Source organism: Pseudomonas sp. ABFPK (assembly GCF_001586765.1).
GTDB lineage: Bacteria > Pseudomonadota > Gammaproteobacteria > Pseudomonadales > Pseudomonadaceae > Aquipseudomonas > Aquipseudomonas asiatica.
The window spans coordinates 256226-280455 of the sequence record NZ_LQXW01000045.1 but is presented as its reverse complement, the minus strand read 5'-3'; the positions used below and the strand labels follow the sequence as shown (position 1 = coordinate 280455).

Sequence of the window (24230 nt, the reverse complement as noted above, 5' to 3'; positions counted from 1 at the left end):
GATAGGTAAGCCCTTTGATCTCCACCGCCAACATCACCATGCAGTTCGGCTCCAAGCCGCTGTTCGAAAACGTTTCCGTAAAATTCAACAACGGCAACCGCTACGGCCTGATCGGCGCCAACGGTTGCGGCAAGTCGACCTTCATGAAGATCCTCGGCGGTGACCTGGAGCCGTCCGGCGGCCAGGTCATGCTCGAGCCGAACACGCGCCTGGGCAAGCTGCGCCAGGACCAGTTCGCCTATGAGGAATTCACCGTGATCGACACGGTGATCATGGGCCACGGCCAGCTGTGGAAGGTCAAGGCCGAGCGCGATCGCATCTACTCGCTGCCGGAAATGACCGAGGAAGACGGCATGGCCGTCGCCGAGCTGGAAACCGAATTCGCCGAGATGGACGGCTACACCGCCGAATCACGCGCCGGTGAACTGCTGCTGGGCCTGGGTATTCCGCTGGAACAGCACTTCGGCCCGATGAGCGAGGTGGCTCCGGGCTGGAAGCTGCGTGTCCTGCTGGCCCAGGCGCTGTTCTCGGATCCGGACGTACTGCTGCTCGACGAGCCGACCAACCACCTGGACATCAACACCATCCGCTGGCTGGAAAACATCCTCACCGCGCGCAACAGCACCATGGTGATCATTTCCCACGACCGGCACTTCCTCAACAGTGTCTGCACCCACATGGCCGACCTGGACTACGGCGAGCTGCGCGTGTTCCCGGGCAACTACGACGAGTACATGACCGCTGCCACCCAGGCCCGCGAGCAGCTGCTGTCGGACAACGCCAAGAAGAAAGCCCAGATCGCCGAACTGCAGACCTTCGTCAGCCGCTTCTCGGCCAACGCCTCCAAGGCCAAGCAGGCCACCTCGCGGGCCAAGCAGATCGACAAGATCCAGCTGGCCGAGGTCAAGCCGTCGAGCCGGGTGAGCCCGTTCATCCGCTTCGAGCAGACCAAGAAACTGCACCGCCAGGCTGTTACCGTCGAAAAAATGGCCAAGGCCTTCGACGACAAGGTGCTGTTCAAGGACCTGGGCTTTACCATCGAGGCTGGCGAGCGCGTGGCGATCATCGGCCCCAACGGTATCGGCAAGACCACCCTGCTGCGCACCCTGGTCGGTGAAATGACCCCGGACAAGGGTGAAGTGAAGTGGACCGACAGCGCCGAAGTGGGCTACTACGCCCAGGACCACGCCCACGACTTCGAAGACGACATGACCCTGTTCGACTGGATGGGCCAGTGGACTTCCGGTGAGCAGGTGATCCGCGGCACCCTCGGGCGCATGCTGTTCTCCAACGACGAGATCCTCAAGTCGGTGAAGGTGATTTCCGGTGGTGAGCAAGGCCGCATGCTGTTCGGCAAGCTGATCCTGCAGAAGCCGAACGTGCTGGTGATGGACGAGCCGACCAACCACCTGGACATGGAATCGATCGAAGCGCTGAACCTGGCGCTGGAGAACTACCCGGGCACCCTGCTGTTCGTCAGCCATGACCGTGAGTTCGTGTCTTCGCTGGCCACGCGCATCATCGAGCTGTCGGCTGATGGCGTGGTGGACTTCAGCGGTACCTACGACGACTACCTGCGTAGCCAGGGTGTGCTGGTCTGATTGATGCGGCGGCCTGGCCATCTTGTATGGCTGGGCCGGCCTCTTCGCGGGCACGCCCGCTCCCACAGGGACTGCACAGGCCTTGAATTCTGTGCAGTCCCTGTGGGAGCGGGCGAGCCCGCGAAGAATTCACCGCCGACCCCACGGGCTGGCACTGCCCGACGAATAATTCGTTAGCCTGCTTTCATTTCCTTCGCGCAACGGCCATGATGGGGCCACGCCCAACCGCCCGCCCGCGAACGAGCCCATGACCGCGCAACAACCTGCCCCCGCCAGTAACACGCTGCAAATCACCCTGCAGATCCTGTCGATCGTTTTCTACACCTTCATCGCCTTCCTCTGCATCGGCCTGCCGATCGCCGTGCTGCCCAGCCATGTGCACGACCAGCTGGGGTTTGGTGCGGTGGTCGCCGGGCTGACCATTGGCCTGCAATACCTGGCCACGCTACTCAGCCGCCCGTTTGCCGGGCGCGTGGCCGATACCCTGGGGGGCAAGCAGGCCATTCGCTTCGGCTTGCTGGGGATTGCCGGCTGCGGGGTGTTGACCCTGCTCTCGGCCTGGACCCTGACGCTACCGCTGCTGAGCCTGGCGCTGTTGCTCGGCGGGCGCCTGCTGCTGGGCGTCGCCCAAGGGCTGATCGGCGTGGCCACGCTGAGCTGGGGCATCAGTCAGGTCGGGCCCGAACACACCGCCAGGGTGATTTCGTGGAACGGTATCGCCTCCTATGGCGCCATCGCCATTGGTGCCCCCTTGGGTGTATTGGCCGTCGACGGGCTGGACTTCAGCGTGCTGGGGCCGGCACTGTTGGTGCTGGCGATATCTGCCTTGCTGGTACTGCGCAAGCGGCCGGACGTGGTGGTGGTACGTGGCGAGCGCCTGCCCTTCTGGTCGGCCTTCGGCCGGGTCGCACCGTGCGGTCTGGGCCTGACCCTTGCCTCTATCGGCTACGGTACCCTGACCACCTTCGTCACCCTGTATTACCTGGAGCGCGGCTGGGTGGGCGCAGCTTGGTGCCTGAGTGCCTTTGGCGTGTGTTTCATCATTTCCCGGCTGCTGTTCGTCAATGCGGTCAACCGCTTTGGTGGTTACAACGTGGCGGTCGCGTGCATGGCCACCGAAGTGCTCGGCCTGAGCCTGCTGTGGCTGGCACCGTCGCCGCCGTGGGCGCTGGTCGGTGCCGGGCTTACCGGTTTCGGGCTATCGCTGGTGTACCCGGCGCTGGGGGTTGAAGCAATCAAGCAGGTACCCAGCAGCAGCCGTGGTGCAGGGCTGGGAGCCTACGCCGTGTTCTTCGACATGGCCCTGGCCATCGCCGGGCCGGTGATGGGCGCAGTGGCCGCACATCTGGGCTATGCCTCGATCTTCTGTGTGGCCGCCCTGCTCGCCCTGGCCGGTGTCGGCCTAACGCTGTTGCTGGCGCGGCGCGCCACTCGCCGCTGAACGCTCGGCCGGCTCCGGCGCGCCCAACGCCTGGCTGAAGAACACCGCGGCTTCCTGCTGCAGGGAATGGTGGATGTGCCGACGATCCACACCTGCGGCGTCCTTGCACAACGCCGGCATCCGCACGGACTGCTCGGCATCGCAATGGGCCATGAACACGAAGTGCCCGGCGCCGGCCAGCAGGCGATAGTCCGGTGTCACCGGCAACTTGCGGGCCAGGGCTTCGGCGTTGCGGTCCACCGCCACCAGCTGGTCGCTGTCGCCACTGTAGATCAGCGCCGGCACCTGCACCCCGGCCAGGGCATGGCGCCCAAACAGCAGGCTGAGCGGCGCCATGAGCATCACGGCCCCCGCCCGCTGGTCGGCCTCTGGCACCAGCTCGCTGCGGTCGGCAATCAGTACACCGTGGGTCTTGCAGGCGTCGGCGTCGTCAGGGCGCTCCAGGCAGTACTTGCGCAGGCGGTCCAGGTCCGGGCGCGCGCCTGAGAGGATCAAGGCAGTTTCACCACCGGCCGAGTAGCCGATCACCCCAACCTTGCCACCGTTCAGGTAAGGCCCCAGCAACGCATCATCGCGGGCGGCCGTAATTGCGGCACTCACTTGCAGCGGCCGGCCGTACAGGTTGCTCAGGGTGCCCAGGCGGCTGTGGTCGCGGGCGTTGTCGCCGGGGTGCACCACCGCCACCACGATAAAACCCTGGCGCGCCAGCGACGTCGCCAGGTAGTGCAAGGCCAGCGGGCTGCCGGTATTGCCGTGGGACAGCACCAGCAACGGGAACTGGCCCAATGCTACCGGCGCCTCTTCACTCACATCGACCGGGTAGCCGTCTATCCGGCTGCTGCGGGTCTTGCCAATGGCCGGGTAGAACGCCAGCGCCTGCATGGGCCGGGCATCGACCGGGTCGGCCAGAGTCATGTGGTGCAGGCCGACAACCCAGGGTGCGGCCTCGGCATGGGCCAGAAGGCTACCGAGCAGGGCCAGCGCCAGCATGCAGCGAGAAAGAGTCATCGGCCGGCGGTTCCTTGCAGGGCGAAGAGATAGCCCAGCATAGAACCGGCCTGGGCTGCACAGGATGAAACCTGAATGAAACCGAAGTCATGCACTTCACGCCCGCGCCCTATGCATTTGCGCTTTTCGTCGAACCCGTGGCATAGATGCAGGTCCACGTCTCTACGTGACCGTTTCGCGCCATTTAAGGAGATTCACGCATGAGCAAGCCCGCCTACGTGCCACCCAAGGTCTGGCGCAACGACGCCGCGTCCGGTGGCCAGTTCGCCAGCATCAACCGCCCGGTTGCCGGCCCGACTCACGACAAGGACCTGCCGCAGGGCAAGCACCCGCTGCAGCTGTACTCCCTGGCCACGCCCAATGGCGTGAAGGTCACCATCGCCCTCGAAGAGCTGCTTGCCCTGGGCCATCTTGGGGCCGAGTACGATGCCTGGTTGATCCGCATTGGCGAGGGTGACCAATTCTCCAGCGGCTTTGTCCAGGTAAACCCCAACTCGAAGATCCCTGCCCTGCTCGACCGCAGCGTCGAGCCGCCGGTGCGGGTGTTCGAGTCGGGTTCGATCCTGCTGTACCTGGCGGAAAAGTTCGGTGCCTTGCTGCCGAAAGCGCCAGCTGCTCGCACCGAAAGCCTGAACTGGCTGTTCTGGCAAATGGGCGCGGCGCCATACCTGGGCGGCGGCTTTGGCCACTTCTATGTGTATGCGCCAGAAAAGTTCGAGTACGCGATCAACCGCTTCACCATGGAAGCCAAGCGTCAGCTGGATGTGCTCGACCGGCGCCTGGCCGAAAGCCGCTACCTGGGCGGCGAGGAATACAGCATCGCCGACATTGCCGTGTGGCCTTGGTATGGCCAGCTGGTACGCGGCAACCTGTATGGCGCGGCGGAGTTCCTGGCGGTGGACGAGTACAAGCATGTGCAGCGCTGGGCCGAGGAGATTGCCTTGCGCCCGGCGGTGCAGCGTGGCACACGGGTGAACCGGACCTGGGGGGATGAGGCCAGCCAGGTGCCGGAGCGGCATGCAGCGGCAGACCTGGACGAATAACACGGCCTCTTGTGGGAGCGGGTTTACCCGCGAATACCGGCGTAGCCCGGTGCCATCCACCGCAGCGCCTGCTTCGCGGGCATGCCTGCTCCCAAAGGCTCGAGCACAGCCGAGGGCTGCTGCTCAGCGAATCTGGTGCTTGTGCAGCAACCGATAGAAAGTCGGCCGCGATATACCTAGCACCTTGGCCGCCACACTCATGTTGTCACTGTGCCGGCTGAGTACATCGCACAGCGCCTGGCGCTCGGCTTGGTGCTTGTACTCTTCCAGCGTGCCCAGCGGTTGCTGTACCTGGTCCAGGGGCTGCAAACCAAGGTCCTGTGCCTCGATTTGCCGGCCTTCTGCGAGCACCAGCCCGCGCCTTACCCGGTTGGCCAACTCGCGGACATTGCCCGGCCAGTCATGCCGGCCCATGGCCGCCAGGGCATGCTCGCTGAACGAGCGCGGTCGACGCCCGGTTTCAAGGCTGTAGAAATTGGCAAAATGACTGGCCAGCATCGCCAGGTCGCCATGCCGGTCTCGCAATGGTGCGGTCACTACCTGCAACACGTTCAGGCGATAATACAGGTCTTCGCGAAAGCGCCCTTGCTCGATGGCCCTTTCCAGGTCCACATGGGTAGCCGCCAGCACCCTGACATCCACCGGGATCGGCTGGCTGCCCCCCACGCGCTCGATGTGCTTTTCCTGCAGAAAGCGCAGCAGGTTGGCCTGCAACTCCAGCGGCAAATCGCCAATTTCGTCGAGAAACAGCGTGCCACCATGAGCCGCTTCGATGCGCCCGGCCTTGCGCTGATGAGCACCCGTGAAAGCGCCCTTTTCATGGCCGAACAGTTCCGACTGGATCAGGTGCTCGGGGATTGCCCCGCAGTTGATGGCAATGAACGGTTGCTCGCTGCGTTGCGACTGGCGATGCAGGGTGCGGGCCACCAGTTCCTTGCCGGTGCCGCTTTCACCACAGATCAGCACCGGCGATTCAGTGGGCGCCAGCTTGCCCAGCAGCTTGCGCAGTTCGCGGATCGGGCGGCTATCACCGAGCAGTTCGTGGCTTGTTTCATCCACCCTCGCCATCCCTTTGCCGCGCAGGCGCGCCATTCCGAAGGCCCGGCCCAGCGTGACCTGAACGCGGGAAACGTCGAACGGCAAGGTGTGGAAGTCAAAGAACCATTCACAAACAAAATCGCCGACGGCCGGCATGCGCAATTGTTCGGCGCTGAGCACAGCAATCCATTCGGTGTTGCTGCGTTTGATCAAGTCCTTGACCCCGTCCGGGCGCCTCAGGTGCGATGCCTGCAAGCGCAACAGGCCCACATCGCAGGGATGATCCAACGCGGCGCCGAGCATGCAGCTGTGCACATCCCAGCCTGCGCTGCGCAATCCGGGTAACAAACGATGGCAGTCATCGCAGGGGTCGACGATGAGCAAACGGCGTTGGGCGGCAGGCTGCTGCATGACCAATCCTTGGCGCCAGTTTTCAGTTTTTTGAAATAAAACAGTAAGTTGTGGCGCCCGATTAACAGTAGCAACTAAGTTGACGGTTCCCAGTACCGTCTGTCTGCCGAATCATTTTTTTACAATGCGTGACGGGAATTTTCGCACTTTATCGACATCACATGGCGGCATGGGCAAGAACGGATTCGACCCTGGCAAATTTTTTTACAACCAATGTGTGACTCGCCCCCGGACAACGAGCATCAGTACACATAACCCCGCGCTGCACTTCGCGATAACCGAGGCGACTTCGAAGCAACGCGGACTTTAACTGGATGTTTGGGACCATAGAGAGACCGAACCATGAATGCCCCGCTCCGTGTCAACGAAGCACTGCTGATTGCCGACCACGCCTTCGAACCCTTCCAGTGCGTAGCCTGGGATGCACCCAACGGTACTGGTGAACTGAGCCTGGCAGTGATCGACCGGACCAGCACCCGCATCGGCAGCAAGCAAGTGTCTTCGCGCATCTATTCCGACCCGGCCCAGTGGGCCAGCCTGATCGAGGAAGTGCGCGCCGAACTGTGCGAAAAAGGTTACGACCTGCAACCGTGGTCAATGCCGAAATAATATCGGCCGGCAAACCAAGTGCGTGCGTCGCCACGCACTTGTACAACTTCCGGGTTGCTGTTCTGGCAACTTTTCTTATTGCGGCATAGTGTCGCACCGGTGCTTTTTCAATCCACCAACCTGAACTGTTGCAGGTGCTGGTAATCCGCCTGAAGTTGCTGCGCCAGGCGCTGCGCACGGCCCAGGCGCACCGGCGCCAGTTCCATGTCCACCAACAGAGTGGCGCACGGCATCGGCTGCACGGTATTCCAGTGTTGCAGGCGACCGTCGGTGAACACCAGGCAGCGTAACGCTTCTTCGGGGTGGGCCCGTTGCCGATCCTGCAACCAGTGCCGAGCTTGCTCCAGTGCAGCGATCAACGGCGTGCCACCACCAGCTCCCAAGGCTTGCAGCCACGGTTGCAAGGCGGCCGAGGCCTTCAGGCCGTGGCGCTGCCACTGCGGTGAGCGCCCGCTGGCGGTAAGCAGGGCCAACCGGGCACGTTGGCGGTAGGCTTGGTCGAACAGCGCCGCCAGCAGCCCTTTGGTTTGCGCCAACGCCTGGTGGCGACGGGTCGAGGCCGAAGCATCGACGATTACCAGCCACAGTTCTGCGGGCCTGGCCTGGCGTTGCTGCCAGCACAGGTCCTGGCGCTGGCGTGGCCGGCCCTTGAGCAGGGTCGGCAGCCAGGCCACCCGCCCGGCCGCAGCACTGCGCGCCCGGCCTCGGCTGGCACCGTATTGCTTACCTGCGCCTGCTTTGGCGTCCGCCCCTTTGGCAGGTGACTGGGGGATGCTCAGGGCTTTTTTGCCCAGTTCGGCACCTCACGGCGCGCGCCGCTGGCCACAGGTTGCGCCGGCATTGCGCCCCAGTCGCCCTGCCCGCCCTGTTCGCCAGGGTTGCCCGCGTCTTGTCGACCGGGTTGCTGTTCAGGCTGCTGCGGCGCCGCAGGCGGGTTGGCCTGGGGCGAAACGCGGCGGCGATGGCGCAACGCGAACTCGGCCACTGCATCGACATCGGCCTCCTCGATGGCCTCGCCACCACGCCACGCACAGTGGGCGCGTGCGGCGCGCAGCCAGACCAGATCGGCGCGCAGCCCGTCGACCCCAGCGGCATAGCAGCGTTCGGTGATCCAGGCCAGCGCCTGGTCGTCCAGGGCAATGCCGGCCAGGGCCTGACGCGCCGCCTGGCAGCGCTCGCGCAATTGCGCCTGGGCCTCGGCCCATTGCGCGCAAAAGGCCTGCGGATCGCTGTCGAAGGCCAGACGGCGGCGAATGATCTGCTGGCGCGCCTCAGGCTCGGGCAAGCCTTCCAGGGCCACATTGAGGCCAAAGCGGTCGAGCAACTGCGGGCGCAGTTCGCCCTCCTCCGGGTTCATGGTGCCGATCAGTACGAAGCGGGCGCTGTGCCGGTGCGAGATGCCGTCGCGCTCGATGCGGTTGGTGCCGCTGGCTGCCACATCGAGCAGCAGGTCGACCAGGGTGTCGGGCAGCAGGTTCACCTCATCGACGTACAGCACGCCACCATCGGCCTGGGCCAGTACTCCTGGGGAGAACTGCGCCTTGCCCTGCCCCAGTGCGGCATCCAGGTCGAGGGTGCCGACCAACCGCTCTTCGCTGGCGCCCAGTGGCAGGGTCACGAACGGGCCCTCACCGAGCAGGTCGGCCAAGCCACGGGCCAGGGTACTCTTGGCCATGCCACGTGGCCCCTCGATCAGCACGCCGCCGATCTTCGGGTCGATTGCGGTCAGGCACAGCGCCAGTTTCAGGTCATCGGCACCGACCACGGCTGCCAGTGGAAATTGCACGGGTTCACTCATTTCAAGCCTGTTCCTCGCCGTCGAGCAGTTGTTCCTCGAGGGCTTCGCGGTAGTCACCCGGTGCCTGCCACAGACCGCGCTGCTGGGCCTCCAGCAAACGCTCGGTAAGGTCGCGCAGGGCCTCGGGGTTGTGCTCGCGCATGAAGTCGCGGGTCGCCGGGTCGAGCACGTAGGCATCGGCCAGCGCCTGGTAATGATGGTCGTCTATCAGTTGCGTGGTGGCGTCGAAGGCGAACAGGTTGTCGACCGTCGCCGCCATCTCGAAGGCGCCCTTGTAGCCGTGGCGCTTGGCCCCGTCGATCCATTTCGGGTTCAGCGCTCGGGCGCGGATGACCCGGTTCAGCTCTTCCTTGAGGGTACGGATGCGCGGCCGGTCGGCCTGGCTATGGTCGCCGTGATAACTGGCAACTGCCGCACCGGACAAGGTTTCCGACGCCGCCAGCATGCCACCCTGGAACTGGTAGTAGTCGTTGGAATCGAGCAGGTCGTGTTCGTGGTTGTCCTGGTTCTGCAGCACCGCCTGCACCTTGGCCAGGCGCTGGGCGAACTGGGCTCGGGCCGGGGTTCCGTCGTCGCTGGCGCCGTAGGCATAGCCGCCGTGATTGAGGTAGACCTCGGCCAGGTCGTCGCGGCTGTGCCACAGGCGCCCGTCGATGGCGTTCTGCACCCCGGCGCCGTAGGCCCCGGGCTTGGCACCGAACACCCGCCAACCCGCCTGGCGCGCAGCCTGCTCGGGGTCCACGCCCTGCGCCTGCAGCGCGGCACGCTCGCTACGCACGCGGGCAGCCAGGGGGTTGAGATCGTCGGGCTCATCCAGCGCGGCCACGGCCTGCACTGCGGCATCGAACAGGCGGATGAGGTTGCCGAAGGCATCACGGAAAAAGCCGGAAACGCGCAAGGTCACGTCCACCCGCGGGCGGTCGAGCAGGCTGAGTGGCAGGATCTCGAAATCGTCTACCCGCTGGCTGCCCGTGGCCCACACCGGACGCACGCCCATCAGCGCCATGGCCTGGGCGATGTCATCACCGCCGGTACGCATGGTTGCCGTGCCCCACACCGAAAGACCGAGCTGGCGCAGGTGATCGCCGTGGTCCTGCAGATGGCGCTCCAGGATCAGGTTGGCGGAGGCGAAGCCCAGGCGCCAGGCGGCGGTGGTGGGCAGGTTGCGCACGTCCACGGTATAGAAGTTGCGACCGGTGGGCAGCACGTCCAGGCGACCACGACTGGGTGCGCCACTGGGGCCAGCGGGCACGAAACGCCCGGCCAGCGCCGCCAGCAGGCCATCCATTTCGGCGCTGCCGCAGGCGTCCAGGCTGGGTGCCACCGATTCTCGCAGCGTCCGTACCACATCGTGCACCGGCTGCCATTCGCTCTGGGCAGGTAAATGCACGGTGCCGCACAGCGCCTGGTCGATCAACTGCAGCGCCAACAGTTCGAGGCGTTCGCGGGTATCGCCACAGGTGCGCCAAGGCTCGCTGCTCATGGCCTGCAGTTGTTCCGGACGTGGCCCTTGCCACGGCTGGCCAAGTTCGCAATCGAGCGGATCGAAGCCTGGCACCAGCGCCTTGGCCAGGGCCCGCAACAGGCTGGCATTGCCACCGCGACCGTCGCCACGCTCGACCCGTAACAGCGCCAGCAAGGTATCCAGCCGCAGCCGGCCTTCCGGGGACTGGCCGAACACATGCAGGCCATCGCGAATCTGCGATTCCTTCAGGTCGCACAGGTAGGTGTCCAGGCGCGGCAGCCACACGGCGGCATCGTCCAGTTGGCCTTCCAGCTGCAGTTCGCGGTCGATGTGGTTGGCCTTGACCAGTTCGAGAATGTCGCGCTGCAACTCGCGGGCGCGCCGCGGGTCGAGCAGCTGCGCTTCGTAGAACTCGTCGGCCAATTGCTCCAGGTGGCGCAACGGGCCATAGGTTTCGGCACGGGTCAGCGGCGGCATCAGGTGGTCGATGATCACCGCCTGGGTGCGGCGCTTGGCCTGGGCGCCCTCGCCCGGGTCGTTGACGATGAACGGATAGATGTTCGGCAGCGGGCCGAGCAAGGCGTCCGGCCAGCACTGCGCCGACAACCCGACGCCCTTGCCGGGCAGCCATTCTAGGTTGCCGTGCTTGCCGACATGGATCACCGCGTCGGCGGCAAATGCATGGCGCAGCCAGAAGTGAAATGCCAGGTAGCCGTGCGGCGGTACCAGGTCCGGGTCGTGGTACACCGCGCTGGGGTCCACCTGGTAACCGCGCGCCGGCTGGATGCCGACAAAGGTCAAGCCAAAGCGCAGGCCGGCCACCATCAGCCGGCCACTGCGGTACATCGGGTCCTGCTGCGGCGGCCCCCAGCGTTCCAGCACGGCCTGGCGGTTTGCCTCTGGCAGGCGCTCGAAGGCGGCCTTGTAGTCGGCCAGGCTCAGGCTCTGCGCGCACGGGCGCAGGTCCAGCTGGTCGAGGTCGTTGGTCACCCCACCGAGCAACTGATGGATCAGCTGCGTGCCGCTGCCCGGCAAGTCGGCCAGCGGATAGCCTTCGGCCTGCAGGGCCTTGAGTATGTTCAGCGCGGCCGCTGGCGTGTCCAGGCCAACGCCATTGCCAATACGGCCGTCCCGAGTCGGATAGTTGGCCAGCACCAGGGCTACGCGCTTCTGCGCATTCGGCAGGCGCGCCAGCTCGACCCAGCGGCGGGCCAGTTCGGCGACAAAGTCCATGCGCTCGGGGTGGGCGCGGTAGCAGACCACATCGGACTGGCTGCGCTCGCTGCGCCAGGCCATGTCCTTGAAACTGACCGGGCGGGTGATGATGCGCCCGTCCAGTTCGGGCAAGGCGATGTGCATGGCCAGGTCACGCGCCCCCAGGCCCTGCTCGCTGGCTTCCCAGCCGGGCTGGTTGTCTTGCGCGCAGATGGCCTGCAGCACCGGGATGTCGCGACGGAACGGGCGCAGGTTGGGGCGCTCGGGGCTGGACAGGGCAAAGCCGGTGGTGTTGACCAGCACTTCGGCCCCCACCTCGTCCAGCCAGGCTTCGACCTGCTCCAGGCAGGCGCTTTCCTTGAGGCTGGCCACGGCGATCGGCAACGGGTTGAGCCCGGCGGCCTGCAGGCGCTGGCAGAACACATCGATGAACGCGGTATTGGCCGCCTGCAGGTGCGAGCGGTAGAACAACAGTGGCGCCACCGGCTGTTCGGGATGCCACTGGGAGTACCAATCCTCCAGCGTGGCGCTGCCCTTGGCTGGGTGATACACGGCAGTGCGCGGCAGCGGCTGCGGCTCGTCCCAGGCATAGTCGCGGCCCAGCCACTGGCTGGCCAGGCAGTTGAACAGGTTGATGGCATTGGCCTTGCCGCCCTGGCGCAAGTAGTGCCAGAGGCGTTCGGCCTGCTCGCCGCTGACACTGCCCAGGCTGGTCAGCTCCGGGTCCGGGCGGTCGTCACCCGGCACCAGGATCAGCTGCACGCCACGGCCGGCCAGCTCGACCAACTGCTCGACGCCATAGCGCCAGTAGCCGACGCCACCGTGCAGCGACACCAGGATGACCTTGGCATGGCGCAGCACCTGGTCGACGTACAGGTCGACCGAGGCATGGTTCTGTACCTGCATCGGGTTGGCCAGGCGCAGGCTGGGGTAATCCTCGGGCAATTGCTCGGCGGTATCGGCGAGCAATGCCAGGTGCGAATCGCCGCTGCAGAGAATCACCAGCTCGGCGGGCGTCTGGCCGAGGTCGGCAATGCTGTCATCCGGCACGAAGCCGCCGGGCTGGGTCCGCAGCAGGTGCATGGGTCAGGCGCCCAGTGCCTGGCGCAGGCGCGCTTCCAGCTGGGCGGCGTCGAGGTCCTGGCCAATCAGCACCAGGCGGGTGATGCGCGGCTCGTCGGCGCGCCAGGCGCGGTCGAAGTGCTTGTCGAAACGGGTGCCCACGCCTTGTACCAGCAGGCGCATCGGCTTGCCCGGGATGGCAGCGAAGCCTTTGGCACGCAGGATGCCGAATTCCACCACCAACTGGGTCAGGGCGTCGAGCAGCAGGCTTTCGTCGGCTTCGGGCAGGTCGATGGAGATGGAGTCGAAGGCGTCGTGGTCATGATCGTCATGGTCATCGCCGTCATGGTGGGAATCATGGTGGGTACGGCGACCATCGATGTGCGCCTCGGACTCGGCGCCCACACCCAGCAGCACCTCCAGCGGCAGCTTGCCGCTGCTGGCCTCGACAACCTTGACCGCCGGAGGCAGTTCTTCGGCCACCTCGGTGCGGACCTTGGCCAGGCCTTCGGCGTCGATCAGGTCGGCCTTGTTCAGCACCACCAGGTCGGCACTGGCCAACTGGTCGGCGAACAGTTCGTGCAGTGGCGACTCGTGGTCCAGGTTGGGGTCGAGCTTGCGCTGGGCATCGACCTGGTCCGGGTAGGCGGCGAAGGTGCCGGCGGCCACCGCAGGGCTGTCGACCACAGTGATCACCGCGTCGACGGTGCAGGCATTGCGGATTTCTGGCCACTGGAAGGCTTGCACCAGCGGTTTGGGCAGGGCCAGGCCGCTGGTTTCGATGAGGATATGGTCCAGGTCGCCACGGCGTGCCACCAGCTCGCGCATCACCGGGAAGAACTCTTCCTGCACGGTGCAGCAGAGGCAGCCGTTGGCCAGCTCGTAGACGCGGCCGGTGGCTTCTTCCTCGGTGCAACCGATGCTGCACTGCTTGAGGATTTCGCCGTCGATGCCCAGCTCGCCGAACTCGTTGACGATTACCGCAATGCGGCGGCCCTGGGCGTTGTCGAGCATGTGGCGCAGCAAGGTAGTCTTGCCCGAGCCGAGGAAGCCGGTGACGATGGTGACGGGGAGCTTGGCCAGTGTTTTCATGTCGCATTGCCCTTGGCAGATTGGCGCGGGCATGCAGGACGACAGCCGCAGGCCAGGCCGGCCGGGCTTGTTCGCCACCGGATCACCCCGCCCGGTTGAAAGTCGAAAACGTGACGAGGCAGGTCTCCTGGCTCGCACCGTTCCATGTACCCGCTGGTGCAGCGGGCTGGCGGGATGACGCCTTCCCGCGCGCGGGCGCAGTGGCTGTGTCGATCCGTTGTCGGTGCTTACAGTTGCGGGGGCAGCCGCGGCTTGTACCGCGTTCCCGTCTTAGCTTCGGCCTGGCCGAAGAACCTCGAAGTGGCAAGGCTACGCAGTGGCTGGCGGGTGGTCAACCATTGGCTCGCCTCGATTCTTGTAGCGCCTGTGAGCTCGAGCGCCGCCCGCGCGGCGCTTCGCAGCACAAGGCTGCTCCTACATCTGTTTCGGGCCAGTAACGCCTGTACCAATGCGCGCGACCGCCTTGTTTGTCCGGCACGATATCGAGGTGGACACCAAGGGGCCGCGTGCCTTTGCCTCAGGAATAATTGGCCCGAAACAGATGTAGGAGCAGCCTTGTGCTGCGAAGCGCCGCGCGGGCGGCGCTCGATCTCACAGGCCCTGAAAATGTTGTGGCGAGCACCTCGCAGCCCCACTGCAATACCCGCGCCGTGCCGCAATAAATGCATTGCAGGCTATCAATTCGTGACTGGCCGTTCCCGATCTCCCACGGATGTATTATGGTGGCGTGGTGCGCATATAACAGCAGCCCGAGCAATCGGGCACTTGCAAGACAATGAGGGTGTCATGAGCAACGAAAGCATTAATTGGGACAAGCTGGGTTTCGACTACATCAAGACCGACAAACGCTACCTGTCCGTATGGCGCAATGGCGAGTGGGACAAGGGCACCCTGACCGAAGACAACGTACTGCACATCAGTGAAGGCTCCACTGCCCTGCACTACGGCCAGCAGTGCTTCGAGGGCCTCAAGGCCTACCGTTGCAAGGACGGTTCGATCAACCTGTTCCGCCCGGACCAGAACGCCGCCCGCATGCAGCGCAGCTGCGCCCGCCTGCTGATGCCGCAGGTGCCGACCGATGTGTTCATCGAGGCGTGCAAGCAAGTGGTCAAGGCCAACGAGAAGTTCGTGCCACCGCATGGTAAAGGCGCCCTCTACCTGCGCCCGTTCGTGATCGGCACCGGTGACAACATTGGCGTGCGCACCGCCCCCGAGTTCATCTTCTCGATCTTCGCCATCCCGGTTGGCTCGTACTTCAAGGGCGGCATGAAGCCGCACAACTTCCAGATCTCCAGCTTCGACCGCGCAGCCCCGCAAGGCACCGGCGCGGCCAAGGTCGGTGGCAACTACGCCGCCAGCCTGCAGCCGGGTGCAGAAGCGAAGAAAGCCAACTTCGCCGACGCCATCTACCTCGACCCGCTGACCCACACCAAGATCGAGGAAGTCGGTTCGGCCAACTTCTTCGGCATCACCGCCAACAACGAGTTCGTCACCCCGAAATCGGCTTCGGTGCTGCCAGGCATCACCCGCCTGTCGCTGATGGAACTGGCGCAATCGCGCCTGGGCCTGACCGTGATCGAAGGCGATGTGGAAATCAACAAGCTGGACCGCTTCATCGAAGCCGGCGCCTGCGGTACCGCTGCGGTGATCACCCCGATCGGCGGCATCGAGTACAACGGCAAGCTGCACGTGTTCCACGACCTGGAAAAGGTCGGCCCGGTTACCCAGAAGCTCTACAACGAGCTGACCGGTATCCAGAGCGGTGACGTGGAAGCACCGGCTGGCTGGATCGTCAAGGTTGCCTGAGGCGCTTTAACGGTTTGAAAGACGGGGCATGCCAGCGATGGCATGCCCCGTTTTTTTATGGGCTGACGCGGTCAACTATAGATGGCACCGGCTGCGCCGGTGTTCGCGGCTAAAGCCGCTCCCACAGGGACAGCGCAAGCCTGAAGCCTGCGCCGCCCCTGTAGGAGCGGCCTTGTGTCGCGAAAGGGCTGCGAAGCAGCCCCAGGATATCCGCACAATGCACAAATCGAGGAGCAGCGCAGGCTGGTAGTTTTCATGCAAGGCGACGCTGCATCAGCAGGTGCCGGGTTTTGTCGAAGGCCCAGTTGTACAGCACGGTGTAGGGCAGGATGATCACGAAGAAGCCCAACTCCACCATGAACGCCTGCAGCAACGAAATCTCCAGCATCCACGCCGCCACCGGCAGGCACCACACCACCAGCCCGGCTTCGAAGCCCAGGCCGTGCACAAAGCGTGCGCTGGCCTTCCAGTGGATGCGCTCGACCTGCACGTAGCGGTCGACCAGCGCGTTGTAGACCATGTTCCACAGCATGGCGATCACCGACAGGGTCACCGCCAGCGCCCCCGCCGTCGCCAGCGACTTGCCCATGATCCAGGACAACAGCGGCGCACACAGCAGCACGGCGAACACTTCATAGCCGACGGCGTGAACCAAGCGTTCGGTGAAAAAGACATTTTTCATTGCAGATTCCATCCAGTGCGTGAGTCGTGCTTCCTATTTTCTTTGATAGAACTGATACTCGCGACATAGCTACCATCGGTTTTATCAATACCATGCGCTACTCACCCGAAGCTCTGGTCGCCTTTGTCGAAGCCGCATCGCTGGGTTCGTTCTCCGCTGCGGCGCGCAAGTTGCGCAAAAGCCAGTCCACCATCAGCATTGCCATCGCCAATTTCGAGGCCGATGTGGGTTGCCCGTTGTTCGAGCGTGGCGGTCGCCACCCTACACTGAACGAGGCTGGGCGGCAGGTGCTGAGCCATGTGGAGGCGATTCTCGATGCCAGCGCCCAGCTCGATGCCCTGGCGGTGCGGCTGGCGGAAAACATCGAGGCACTGATCTCGGTGGTGATGTCGGACAGCTACAGCGTGACCTTCCAGGGCGCGGTGATGGCCCGCTTCGCCCAGCACTACCCGCATACCGAGCTGCGCTGCGGCCCGTCGGAAGATGCCGATGTGATCGAGCTGATCCAGCAGGGCCTGGCACACGTCGGCATTCTTGCCACCCAGCCCAGCTACCCCGCTGACGTTGCCGTGGCACGCTTGCCCGAGCAGGCAGAGTTTGGCGTGTACGTGGCCAGCGGGCATCCATTGGCGGCTTTGCCCCAGGTGCAGATGCAGCACCTAGAGAGCGTGCGGCAGCTGTATATCAAGACCTATGCCCCCAGCCTGCACCACGGTCGCGGCCAGGCCTGGTCGGCACCGGATTACCTCACCCTGCTGGAGTTCGCCGTGCGCGGGTTCGGCTGGGCCGAACTGCCCAGGGCCCTGGTGGCTCGGTTTGGCAGTGGGCTGGTGGAGTTGCAGGTGGCCGGGTACCCGCGACGGGTTGACATGGATGTGGCGTGGTCGAGCCGGCGCGCGCTCGGGCCGGCGGGGCAGTGGCTGGTGCGGCAGATGCTGGAAAATTATCCGCAATAAAATTTTATTGCAAAGGGCAATATGAAATGTGGCACGACTCGTGAATAAACTAATTAATCAATACAAATTATTCACTGGATAAATATTTATGAATTGTTCTTCGCGCCCCCTCTTCTGATACTATTAATTGTACCAGACGCAATGCTTGGGAAAGCTTTTTTTAATGTACCCGCAATATTAGCTCCGCTCTGCCTCGCGAATATTGCCAGTTGACGCGCACGTCTACTTTCTTCAATCGTCATACCCGGAAACGCACGCTCGTTTACCTGGTTGAGCTCGGTGAACCCATCCAAACCAGCTTGATTAGCCTCTATAATAGGTCTCCCCTGGCGACTTTCAGGCAGACGCATGCTTGACGCCACAGGAGTTCCTGCATTGGATGAAGACAACTCTGCAACATGAGTCGTCATTGCACGATCCGGGGGGTTCACCATCGTATTCAATACCTGATCAGGCCGCGTCGAGTGCTGAGCTGGCGCAGCTTTTCGTTCAGGTGCGTAGGCCAGGTCCCAGCCTGGATGAGCATACATTTTATCAATCACTTCTTGAGGTGAGGGGCTTCCACTCTGGCCTAATACCGGACGCTTGCTAAGAGTGTGACTTGGTGAAGAAAGTTTTCGTTTGAACATATGCCCGCTGGGATCAGTGAAATTGACCGGATCACCCGCACAATAGGCATAACAGTTCAAGCCCCCCGCACCAAATGGGCTTTGGCTGTCGGGACTCTGAAAACACATCAAGACCGGATTGAACGCACGATAACCATTCCCGAGTAAATAGAGATACCACAGCAGCAGGTGGCCATTGAATGCCGGTCGATGCAAGGGAATGCCATTAGGATTGTGATACCCATAGGCATTGTAGGTCACCGCCTCCGGCTGCCCCTGAGATCGGACGCCTACCACTGAATCCCCGCTGTCTGCAGCCAGTAATGCCGAGCGCGCTGTTTCCTGCTCCAGCCTGGTTTCTGCCAGAACGCCTGCCTGCCCTCTCATGCAGACCACGGCAGCGTCACCTGACAAAGCGGTATGAACCCTGTCGTGCTGCATGAAAAAGCGCGTGTACTTCATTGGCGAGGTCATATCTGGCTCCCGTGGATGAGGTAGCCATATTTTCGCGTCGAACCCCATCAAACAACTGTCAGAAATGACAGGTACGGCTTTCGTGAAACGCCAACTGGCGGTATGAAAGCCAGGGCTACCTTGCAGCCCATAGGAACGAAGCCCCATCAGATGAGCGCCACCTTCTGCGCAGCGCAGTTTCAGTCGTCGGCTTCCATACTCGCAAACGAAACGATGCTGCTCAAAGGCCATGCAGAGTCAGTCATCCGCCGGCACATCCACCACCTTCCAACTGTCATCCGGATCGAAGCGTTTCATCTCCTTGGCCAGCTTGTCACCGTGCGGCCCGAGGTCTTTCTCGAACACCTCGCCGTCATGGCTGATCATGAAGCTCATCACCCCGGTGTCATCGTACCTGGCCGGCCAGGCAACCATGGCGAAGCCACGGCTCATCTGGTTGCCGATCAGGTAACTGTAGGCACCGCCAGGGGCGGATGGGCCCTGAGCATCGAGGATACGAAAGTGGTAGCCATACCAGTCGTCGCCAACCCGGTCCTGGCCGAACAGCGGGCCCAGCGGGCTGACCTGGCCATCGCCGTCGTCGTCCCAGTACAGCCCGTCATGCTTGCCGGGCTCGCTGAATATCTTCTGCGCGTATTCCAGCGCACCGTTGCCGTTGTGGTCCTGGGTGGCGTACTCCATTTGCGCATCGTGATAGGCCAGCATCGACTGCATGGCACCCAGCTCGTTGCGGCCAATACGCCGCGCGCGGATTTCGGCGCTGCCGGCCTTGAGGTCGAAACGCCAACCCTGGTCGCCTTTGGTCAACGGAATAGGCAACGTCCAGTGATCACTGCCCACCGCGAGGATGGCCTTGTTTGTACCCGACAGGTTGATGCTGTGCTGCGCGCGATACTGCGCAAGGAACGTGTCCACATCACTGCGTTGCACACCACCGCGCGGTATGTAGGCACGCCAGTCATCACCCAGCAACCGGGCCAGGCGGGCTTCATCAGGTTTCTCCTCGCCCAGCGCCGCAACAAAGGATTCCACGGCCTTCTCCGGTGTCGGGAAGGCTTCCTGCGCAGCGGCCAGGGATGACCATGTCATACCGGCTGCGATTACCAGTGCCGCTATCGTTTGACGGTTCATCGACGGCCACCTCCCCCGCGGCGTGCGGGCGCACTGGGCCGGGAAATCTGGTGCCCGGCGGCACGTGATGCGCTCGGTCGCTGGGCGAACGACTGGCTGGTGCGGCCACGGCTGGCCTGCACGCTGGTGCGCGAGGGTGAACGCACGCCGTCGAAGGCATTGTTACGCGCACGGCCAGCGGTATTGGAAGGCCGGTTTTGTGCCAGCTGCCGCCCCTGGCCTTCGCCCTGCCTGCGCTGGTTCACCTGGCTGTTCTGCTGGCGAGCCTGGGTGTTGCGGGTTTCCTGTCGACGGTCGGTTGCCCTGGGGTTGTCGCTACGAGGCTGCATGCGGTTGCCGACCGAATTGCCTGCCTGCGCCTCGCGCATCTGCTGGCGTGCCTGGCGGTTGCTGGTGGCCGGACGTTCGATGCCGGCCCGGTCCATCGACGCCCGGGCCTTGTCCCGCGCCTGGGCGCGTTGGGCGTCGTCACCGCGGAAGGCAGTACGCTGGGTGGCACCGTCCAGCTGGCGACCGTACTGCTGGCGGCTGCGAGAGTCGCGGTACGGCACGCCGTCGCGGTTGGCGGCGTTGTGCTGCCATTTGTTCTGGTTGTTGGTGATGCGGTTGTTGGCGTTGATGTTGTTGTAGCGGTTGACGTCGATGTCGATGTCGTTGTTGCCCCAGTCACAGTCGCCCCACAGCGAGGCTACAATCGCCACGCCGGTACCAAAGGCCAGGCCCGCCACCAGTGCAGAACCAGGGTAATACATGGGCGGTGGCGGGTAATACACCGGCGGCGAGGCCGGGTAGGCCCAGGTGCCGTAGCTGGTGGTCGGGTTGTAGCTGGGCACGTACACCACTTGCGGGTCGGCTGGCTCGATGATGATGGTGGTGGGCGGGCTACTGGCCGTAACCACCTGGGTACTGCTGCCGCTGGAGGCCGGTGCCGGGGCGGTCTGCACGGTCACGTTCTGGTACTGGTTGCTCTGCAGGTTGCCGGCGGCCTGGGCCTGGTGGCGCAGGCGCTGCACGCCGCCCATGACATCGTCGGGCTGCGCAAGGAAGGCGTCACCCAGGCGCTGCACCCAGACCGGGTCTTGCCCCAGGGTCGCCAGTACCTGCGGGAAGGCCACCAGCGCCTGTACACTCGGGTCCCAGGGCTGGTTCGCCACCTTCTTGACGGCATCGTCGCCGGTGGCCTTGGGGTTGGCCTTGGACCAGGTCACCGCTTCGCTCACCTGCCCCGGATAAGTGGAGGCCATCAATACCTGGGCCAGCAGCGCATCGGGGTACAACGCGATGGGCGCGAGCATCTGATCCAGTTGCTCCTGGGTGAACACCGGGTCCTTGGCCGCGACCGTGTCGGTTTGTGGTGCCGGGTCGGGGGCCGGTACATCCTCTGCCAGCACCAGGCCGGGCGTGGCACTCAGATACAGGATTACCGACAGGACCGCTGACAGTGGAATGCGCATCGCTTCTCTCCATGAGATAAGACCGCGTGGATTAAGGGTAGCAATGGCGATGCTTTTGGCCAGATGTGCGGGCGCAAACTTTTCGCGCTCTAAAGGTGAGGGTGGTTGCTGCTTTTGAATCTATTCCAGGGCTGGGCTGAGATCTGTAATTGACTGTACCGGCCCTTTCGCGGGCACGCCCGCTCCCACAAGGTCACCACAGGTTCGAACATTGTGGAGTACCTGTGGGAGCGGGCGTGCCCGCGAAGAGGCCGGCGCATGCACAAGACCGTATGCCAAAAAGGAGCCCACCCTGATGAACACGCCCCGCCTCATCGCTGTCATCATGCTCGCCGTGCTCTGCACCTCGGCCTGGGCGGCCACCGACCGCGCCGAACGGCGCCGCGAGGCCCGTGATGTGCGGCAGGAAACCCGCCAGGACGCGCGGCAGACCAAACAGGACTGCCGCCACGCCGACCAGCAAAGCAACGCCGGCTGCCGGCAGGACAAACGCCATACCAAGCAGCAAGGCCGTGAGCGCGCCCGCGACATAAAATACTGAGCGGGCAGTGCTCAACCGCCCAAGGCGATGATCGCCACGATCAGTGACGCCCCGACTACCGCCAGAACCACGCCGGTCAACAGGGTGCGGCCACCGGAATAGCGTGCCAGCAGCCAGCCCGCAAGGAAGAGCATGGCCAGGGCGACCAGGTTCGATACACGGATGGCCGTACCGGTGGTCTCGATCAGCAGGAACGGAATGACCATCGGGAAAGTTGCCAGTACCACCAGCAGGAAAGTGGCCAGCGCCGCCTTGAAATCATCAAGCCCCAGGCGTGCCGGTAGCGGACGGGCAGCATCACGCAGCAATCGCCCGCGCAGCATCTCCAGCCCGTCTTCATCCAGTGCCAGGCCGATGCGCTCTGGCAGCGTATCGGCAATCAGCCTGCGCCCCTGGTTGATATCACCTGCTTGCAGGCGGGCCAGCAAGGTCCGACTGCGGGTGCGTTCGGTCCAGGTACGCAGCAGGTAGATTACGGCATCGGCCAGGCCCCAGGCCAGGTTGCAGCCGAGCGCGGCAATCAGCATCAGCCGCGCGTCTTCGCGCCCTGCCGTGGCCACGCTCAGCGAGCCGATGAAGGTCATCGCCATCAACAGGCCGAAGATGACTTCGGTGATCCGGTCGATCGGTTCCAGCACGCCCCATTTTCGCGGTTGCTCGTCTTGCCCCATCGCACCCTCCCAGGAACCATCGATAGTCACTATCGAGAATGGCAATTTCTGCCGAACGACATGGCCGAATAACCTAGCTCCATCGACTCGCCGCCCACTACCCCGGCCCCTGGAGCTACCTGATGAACACCTTGGCCCGCCTGCTGTCCGCCATCCTTGCCGTTATTGCCATCGCCATCACCAGCGGCTGTGCCAGCCACCCCGAACTGCGTCCCTACACCGCCGAAGAAACCCGTCAACTGCAATTGGAAGCCTTGCAACGCCGTGGCCTGTCGCTGGACGACTACGAGCAGCAACGGCGGGTAATCCAGCGTGCCGGCAACCTGCCCGTGGTGACCGAAGCTGCAGACGCCGACCGTTCGACCAAAGGCTGAATGGGCTAGCCCGCGGTTCCCTCACGTTACCTGCACAGGTATGCTTTACCGCTCAACCGCAAGCCTTCCAGGACGGAGACCATGACCAGGCCCCTTCTGTTGCTGAGTGCTGCACTGCTGTTCAGCCCCATGCTGCTGGCCCAACAGATCAAACGCGAACTGGGCGACTTCGACTTTACACTCGGCACCACCCCCTCACGCAGTATGGCCCAGGGGCTGATATCGCCCAGCGCCATCGGTGCGTTCCACGGTGGCCTCGACTTCAGCCACCCCAGCGGCTGGTACCTTGGCCAGTACGCCCCGAGCATGGGCGTGACGCCCGACTCCACCCTGCGGCTGGACAGTTATCTGGGCTACAAGCACCGGTTCGACACTAGCCTGGGCTACGAGGTGGGGTTGATCCATTATAGTCAGCCAACCATTGCGGGCCCCGACAGCTATGCCCTGTACGGCGGTGTTTCGGTGCTGGGCAGCCGTTTCGGTGGAGCGCTGCGCGACAATCCCGACAACCGCACCGCCACGCTGTTCGCCGACTTCGGCCAACTGCCGCTGTTTGATGTCGACCTGAGCGTCAAGCTCGCCCATCACCGCCTGGGTACGCCATTCACCATTGGTGATGGCAGCGAGGTGAATGCCTTTTCCGATTGGTCGCTGGAACTTTCCCGGCCTTGGCTCGGCATCGACCTGAACCTGGTCTACAGCAACTCAAACCTCAGTGGTGGCGGGTGTGATGCGTATTCGGGCATCAACACCTATTGCGACAGCATGGTCACGCTCAAGGCGCAACGCCGTTTCTTTTAACGGCGCGACGCCAGCGCCAGGGCGATACCGCCCAGCACCACCACGCAGGCCACCAGCAAGCGCAACGACAATGGCTCGCCAATCAGGCCAACCCCGCCCAACGCCGCGATCACCGGGACGCTGAGCTGCATGGTCGCCGCCTGCTGCGCGCTGACTTGCCTGACCACGCTGTACCACACGGCATAGCCAGCACCGGACGCCAGCACACCAGAACCCAGCGCATACAGCACGCCGAGCGGGCTCAGGTGCAAGTCGGCGCCCAGCAACAGCATCGGCGCCAGCAGCACCAGGCACGGCAGGCTCCGGGTGAAATTGCCGGCAGTGTCGGCCAGCGGCCTGGGTGAACCTTTGCCCAGCAGCGTGTAAACGCCCCAGGCCACGCCAGACAGGGTCATCAGCAAGGCACTGGCAAAAGGTGGCGCCGCAGTACCGGGCAACAGCAGCACCAGCAGGCCGACGAAGGCGATCAGCATGCCCAGCAGCATCCGCGCGGTGATTTGTTCGCCTTTGTACCAGGCGAAGCCGAACATGGTGATCTGCACCGCGCCAAACAGCAGCAACGCACCCGCGCCTGCGCCCAGTTGCAGATATGCCGCAGAAAACAGGAATGCGTAGAGGAACAGGGCCAAGCCGCCGCGCCAGCTCCCCCCCATGGCAAGCGCGGGTTTGCGCAGGCGGATCAACAGCAGCAGGAACAGTGCACCACTGGCCAGGCGCACCACGGTGAAGGATGCCGGGTCGATGGCCCCATCCTTCAGCGCGAGTCGGCAGAATACCGAGTTGGCAGCGAAGGCCACCAGGCTGAAAAGTGCGGGCCAGACCCAGGCCCGGGCCTTGGGTTCGGCAAGCGTGGTGGTGCCGGTGCTCATGGTGTGGTCACCTTTGAGGTCAATTGTTGTTATAGCGGCCATGCTGGTTGGGCCAGCACCGATATACAACATAGTGTTTA

The 24230-nt window shown here is 63.9% G+C and carries 21 protein-coding genes and 1 riboswitch; of the genes, 9 read left to right on the top strand and 12 right to left on the bottom strand.

The window, feature by feature from the left end:
• Positions 1–14: 14 nt before the first annotated feature.
• On the top strand, positions 15–1601 hold the full coding sequence (locus WM94_RS23320) for an ABC-F family ATPase (protein WP_013972511.1): 1587 nt from the start codon (positions 15–17) through the stop codon (positions 1599–1601).
• Positions 1602–1848: 247 nt separating this feature from the next.
• Positions 1849–3042 (top strand): MFS transporter, encoded by a 1194-nt coding sequence (locus WM94_RS23315; protein ID WP_061552197.1) that lies wholly within the window; start codon positions 1849–1851, stop codon positions 3040–3042.
• Here WM94_RS23315 and WM94_RS23310 read toward each other — a convergent pair.
• Positions 3004–4050 (bottom strand): dienelactone hydrolase, encoded by a 1047-nt coding sequence (locus WM94_RS23310; protein ID WP_061552196.1) that lies wholly within the window; start codon positions 4048–4050, stop codon positions 3004–3006. The genes WM94_RS23315 and WM94_RS23310 overlap by 39 nt on opposite strands.
• 200 nt (positions 4051–4250) lie before the next feature.
• Between WM94_RS23310 and yghU the strand changes: the two genes are divergently transcribed.
• Positions 4251–5093, top strand: a complete 843-nt coding sequence (gene yghU, locus WM94_RS23305) for a glutathione-dependent disulfide-bond oxidoreductase (RefSeq protein ID WP_013972508.1) — start codon at positions 4251–4253, stop codon at positions 5091–5093.
• Positions 5094–5216: 123 nt separating this feature from the next.
• Here the strand turns inward: yghU and WM94_RS23300 are convergent, their stop codons facing one another.
• A complete protein-coding gene (locus tag WM94_RS23300; protein WP_061552195.1) occupies positions 5217–6542 on the bottom strand; it encodes a sigma-54 dependent transcriptional regulator in 1326 nt (441 codons plus the stop codon).
• 342 nt (positions 6543–6884) lie between these two features.
• Here WM94_RS23300 and WM94_RS23295 point away from each other — a divergent pair, with 342 nt between their 5' ends.
• Positions 6885–7151, top strand: a complete 267-nt coding sequence (locus WM94_RS23295; protein WP_013972506.1) for a hypothetical protein — start codon at positions 6885–6887, stop codon at positions 7149–7151.
• 107 nt (positions 7152–7258) lie between these two features.
• Here WM94_RS23295 and WM94_RS23290 read toward each other — a convergent pair whose 3' ends face one another.
• The 4 genes from WM94_RS23290 to cobW all read right to left on the bottom strand — a co-directional run bounded on the left by WM94_RS23290 (position 7259) and on the right by cobW (position 13783).
• Positions 7259–7825, bottom strand: a complete 567-nt coding sequence (locus tag WM94_RS23290) for a VWA domain-containing protein (protein WP_013972505.1) — start codon at positions 7823–7825, stop codon at positions 7259–7261.
• 101 nt (positions 7826–7926) lie between these two features.
• Entirely contained in the window at positions 7927–8949 is a 1023-nt protein-coding gene (locus WM94_RS23285) for an ATP-binding protein (protein ID WP_015270206.1), read from the bottom strand.
• Between the two features lies 1 nt (position 8950).
• Positions 8951–12712: a cobaltochelatase subunit CobN gene (cobN, locus tag WM94_RS23280; protein WP_061552194.1), complete on the bottom strand. Its 3762-nt coding sequence runs from the start codon at positions 12710–12712 to the stop codon at positions 8951–8953.
• Positions 12713–12715: 3 nt separating this feature from the next.
• The gene (cobW, locus tag WM94_RS23275; RefSeq protein WP_013972502.1) at positions 12716–13783 is read right to left on the bottom strand and encodes a cobalamin biosynthesis protein CobW; all 1068 of its coding nucleotides are present in this window, start codon (positions 13781–13783) and stop codon (positions 12716–12718) included.
• 99 nt (positions 13784–13882) lie between these two features.
• Positions 13883–14096: riboswitch (cobalamin riboswitch) on the bottom strand.
• 473 nt (positions 14097–14569) lie between these two features.
• On the opposite strand from cobW, the gene WM94_RS23270 reads away from it, so the two are divergent.
• Positions 14570–15589, top strand: a complete 1020-nt coding sequence (locus WM94_RS23270) for a branched-chain amino acid aminotransferase (protein WP_013972500.1) — start codon at positions 14570–14572, stop codon at positions 15587–15589.
• A gap of 253 nt (positions 15590–15842) precedes the next feature.
• Here WM94_RS23270 and WM94_RS23265 read toward each other — a convergent pair whose 3' ends face one another.
• Complete coding sequence (locus WM94_RS23265) at positions 15843–16271, bottom strand: multidrug/biocide efflux PACE transporter (RefSeq protein ID WP_061552193.1); 429 nt, start codon at positions 16269–16271, stop codon at positions 15843–15845.
• Positions 16272–16363: 92 nt separating this feature from the next.
• Between WM94_RS23265 and WM94_RS23260 the strand changes: the two genes are divergently transcribed.
• A complete protein-coding gene (locus WM94_RS23260) occupies positions 16364–17227 on the top strand; it encodes a LysR family transcriptional regulator (RefSeq protein WP_061552192.1) in 864 nt (287 codons plus the stop codon).
• An 86-nt stretch (positions 17228–17313) separates the two neighbouring features.
• On the opposite strand, the gene WM94_RS29630 is transcribed toward WM94_RS23260, so the two are convergent.
• Genes WM94_RS29630 through WM94_RS23250 form a run of 3 tightly spaced genes read right to left on the bottom strand, consistent with a single transcriptional unit; the run spans position 17314 to position 20894 of the window.
• Positions 17314–18540, bottom strand: coding sequence for an RHS repeat-associated core domain-containing protein (locus WM94_RS29630; protein WP_256207040.1), 1227 nt, complete (start codon positions 18538–18540; stop codon positions 17314–17316).
• 6 nt (positions 18541–18546) lie between these two features.
• Positions 18547–19440, bottom strand: coding sequence for a DUF2950 domain-containing protein (locus WM94_RS23255; protein WP_061552191.1), 894 nt, complete (start codon positions 19438–19440; stop codon positions 18547–18549).
• Positions 19437–20894 (bottom strand): DUF3300 domain-containing protein, encoded by a 1458-nt coding sequence (locus WM94_RS23250; protein WP_061552190.1) that lies wholly within the window; start codon positions 20892–20894, stop codon positions 19437–19439. Before WM94_RS23250 ends, WM94_RS23255 begins: the two co-directional genes overlap by 4 nt.
• Before the next feature lie 295 nt (positions 20895–21189).
• Between WM94_RS23250 and WM94_RS23245 the strand changes: the two genes are divergently transcribed.
• Positions 21190–21435, top strand: coding sequence for a hypothetical protein (locus WM94_RS23245; protein WP_025338909.1), 246 nt, complete (start codon positions 21190–21192; stop codon positions 21433–21435).
• An 11-nt stretch (positions 21436–21446) separates the two neighbouring features.
• On the opposite strand, the gene WM94_RS23240 is transcribed toward WM94_RS23245, so the two are convergent.
• A complete protein-coding gene (locus WM94_RS23240) occupies positions 21447–22106 on the bottom strand; it encodes a VIT1/CCC1 transporter family protein (RefSeq protein ID WP_061552189.1) in 660 nt (219 codons plus the stop codon).
• 122 nt (positions 22107–22228) lie between these two features.
• Here WM94_RS23240 and WM94_RS23235 point away from each other — a divergent pair, with 122 nt between their 5' ends.
• Together WM94_RS23235 and WM94_RS23230 are read left to right on the top strand one after the other, a co-directional pair.
• Positions 22229–22480, top strand: coding sequence for a hypothetical protein (locus WM94_RS23235; RefSeq protein WP_061552188.1), 252 nt, complete (start codon positions 22229–22231; stop codon positions 22478–22480).
• Positions 22481–22561: 81 nt separating this feature from the next.
• On the top strand, positions 22562–23281 hold the full coding sequence (locus WM94_RS23230) for a TorF family putative porin (protein WP_061552187.1): 720 nt from the start codon (positions 22562–22564) through the stop codon (positions 23279–23281).
• On the opposite strand, the gene WM94_RS23225 is transcribed toward WM94_RS23230, so the two are convergent.
• Positions 23278–24150: a DMT family transporter gene (locus WM94_RS23225; protein WP_061552186.1), complete on the bottom strand. Its 873-nt coding sequence runs from the start codon at positions 24148–24150 to the stop codon at positions 23278–23280. The genes WM94_RS23230 and WM94_RS23225 overlap by 4 nt on opposite strands.
• Between the last annotated feature and the right edge of the window lie 80 nt (positions 24151–24230).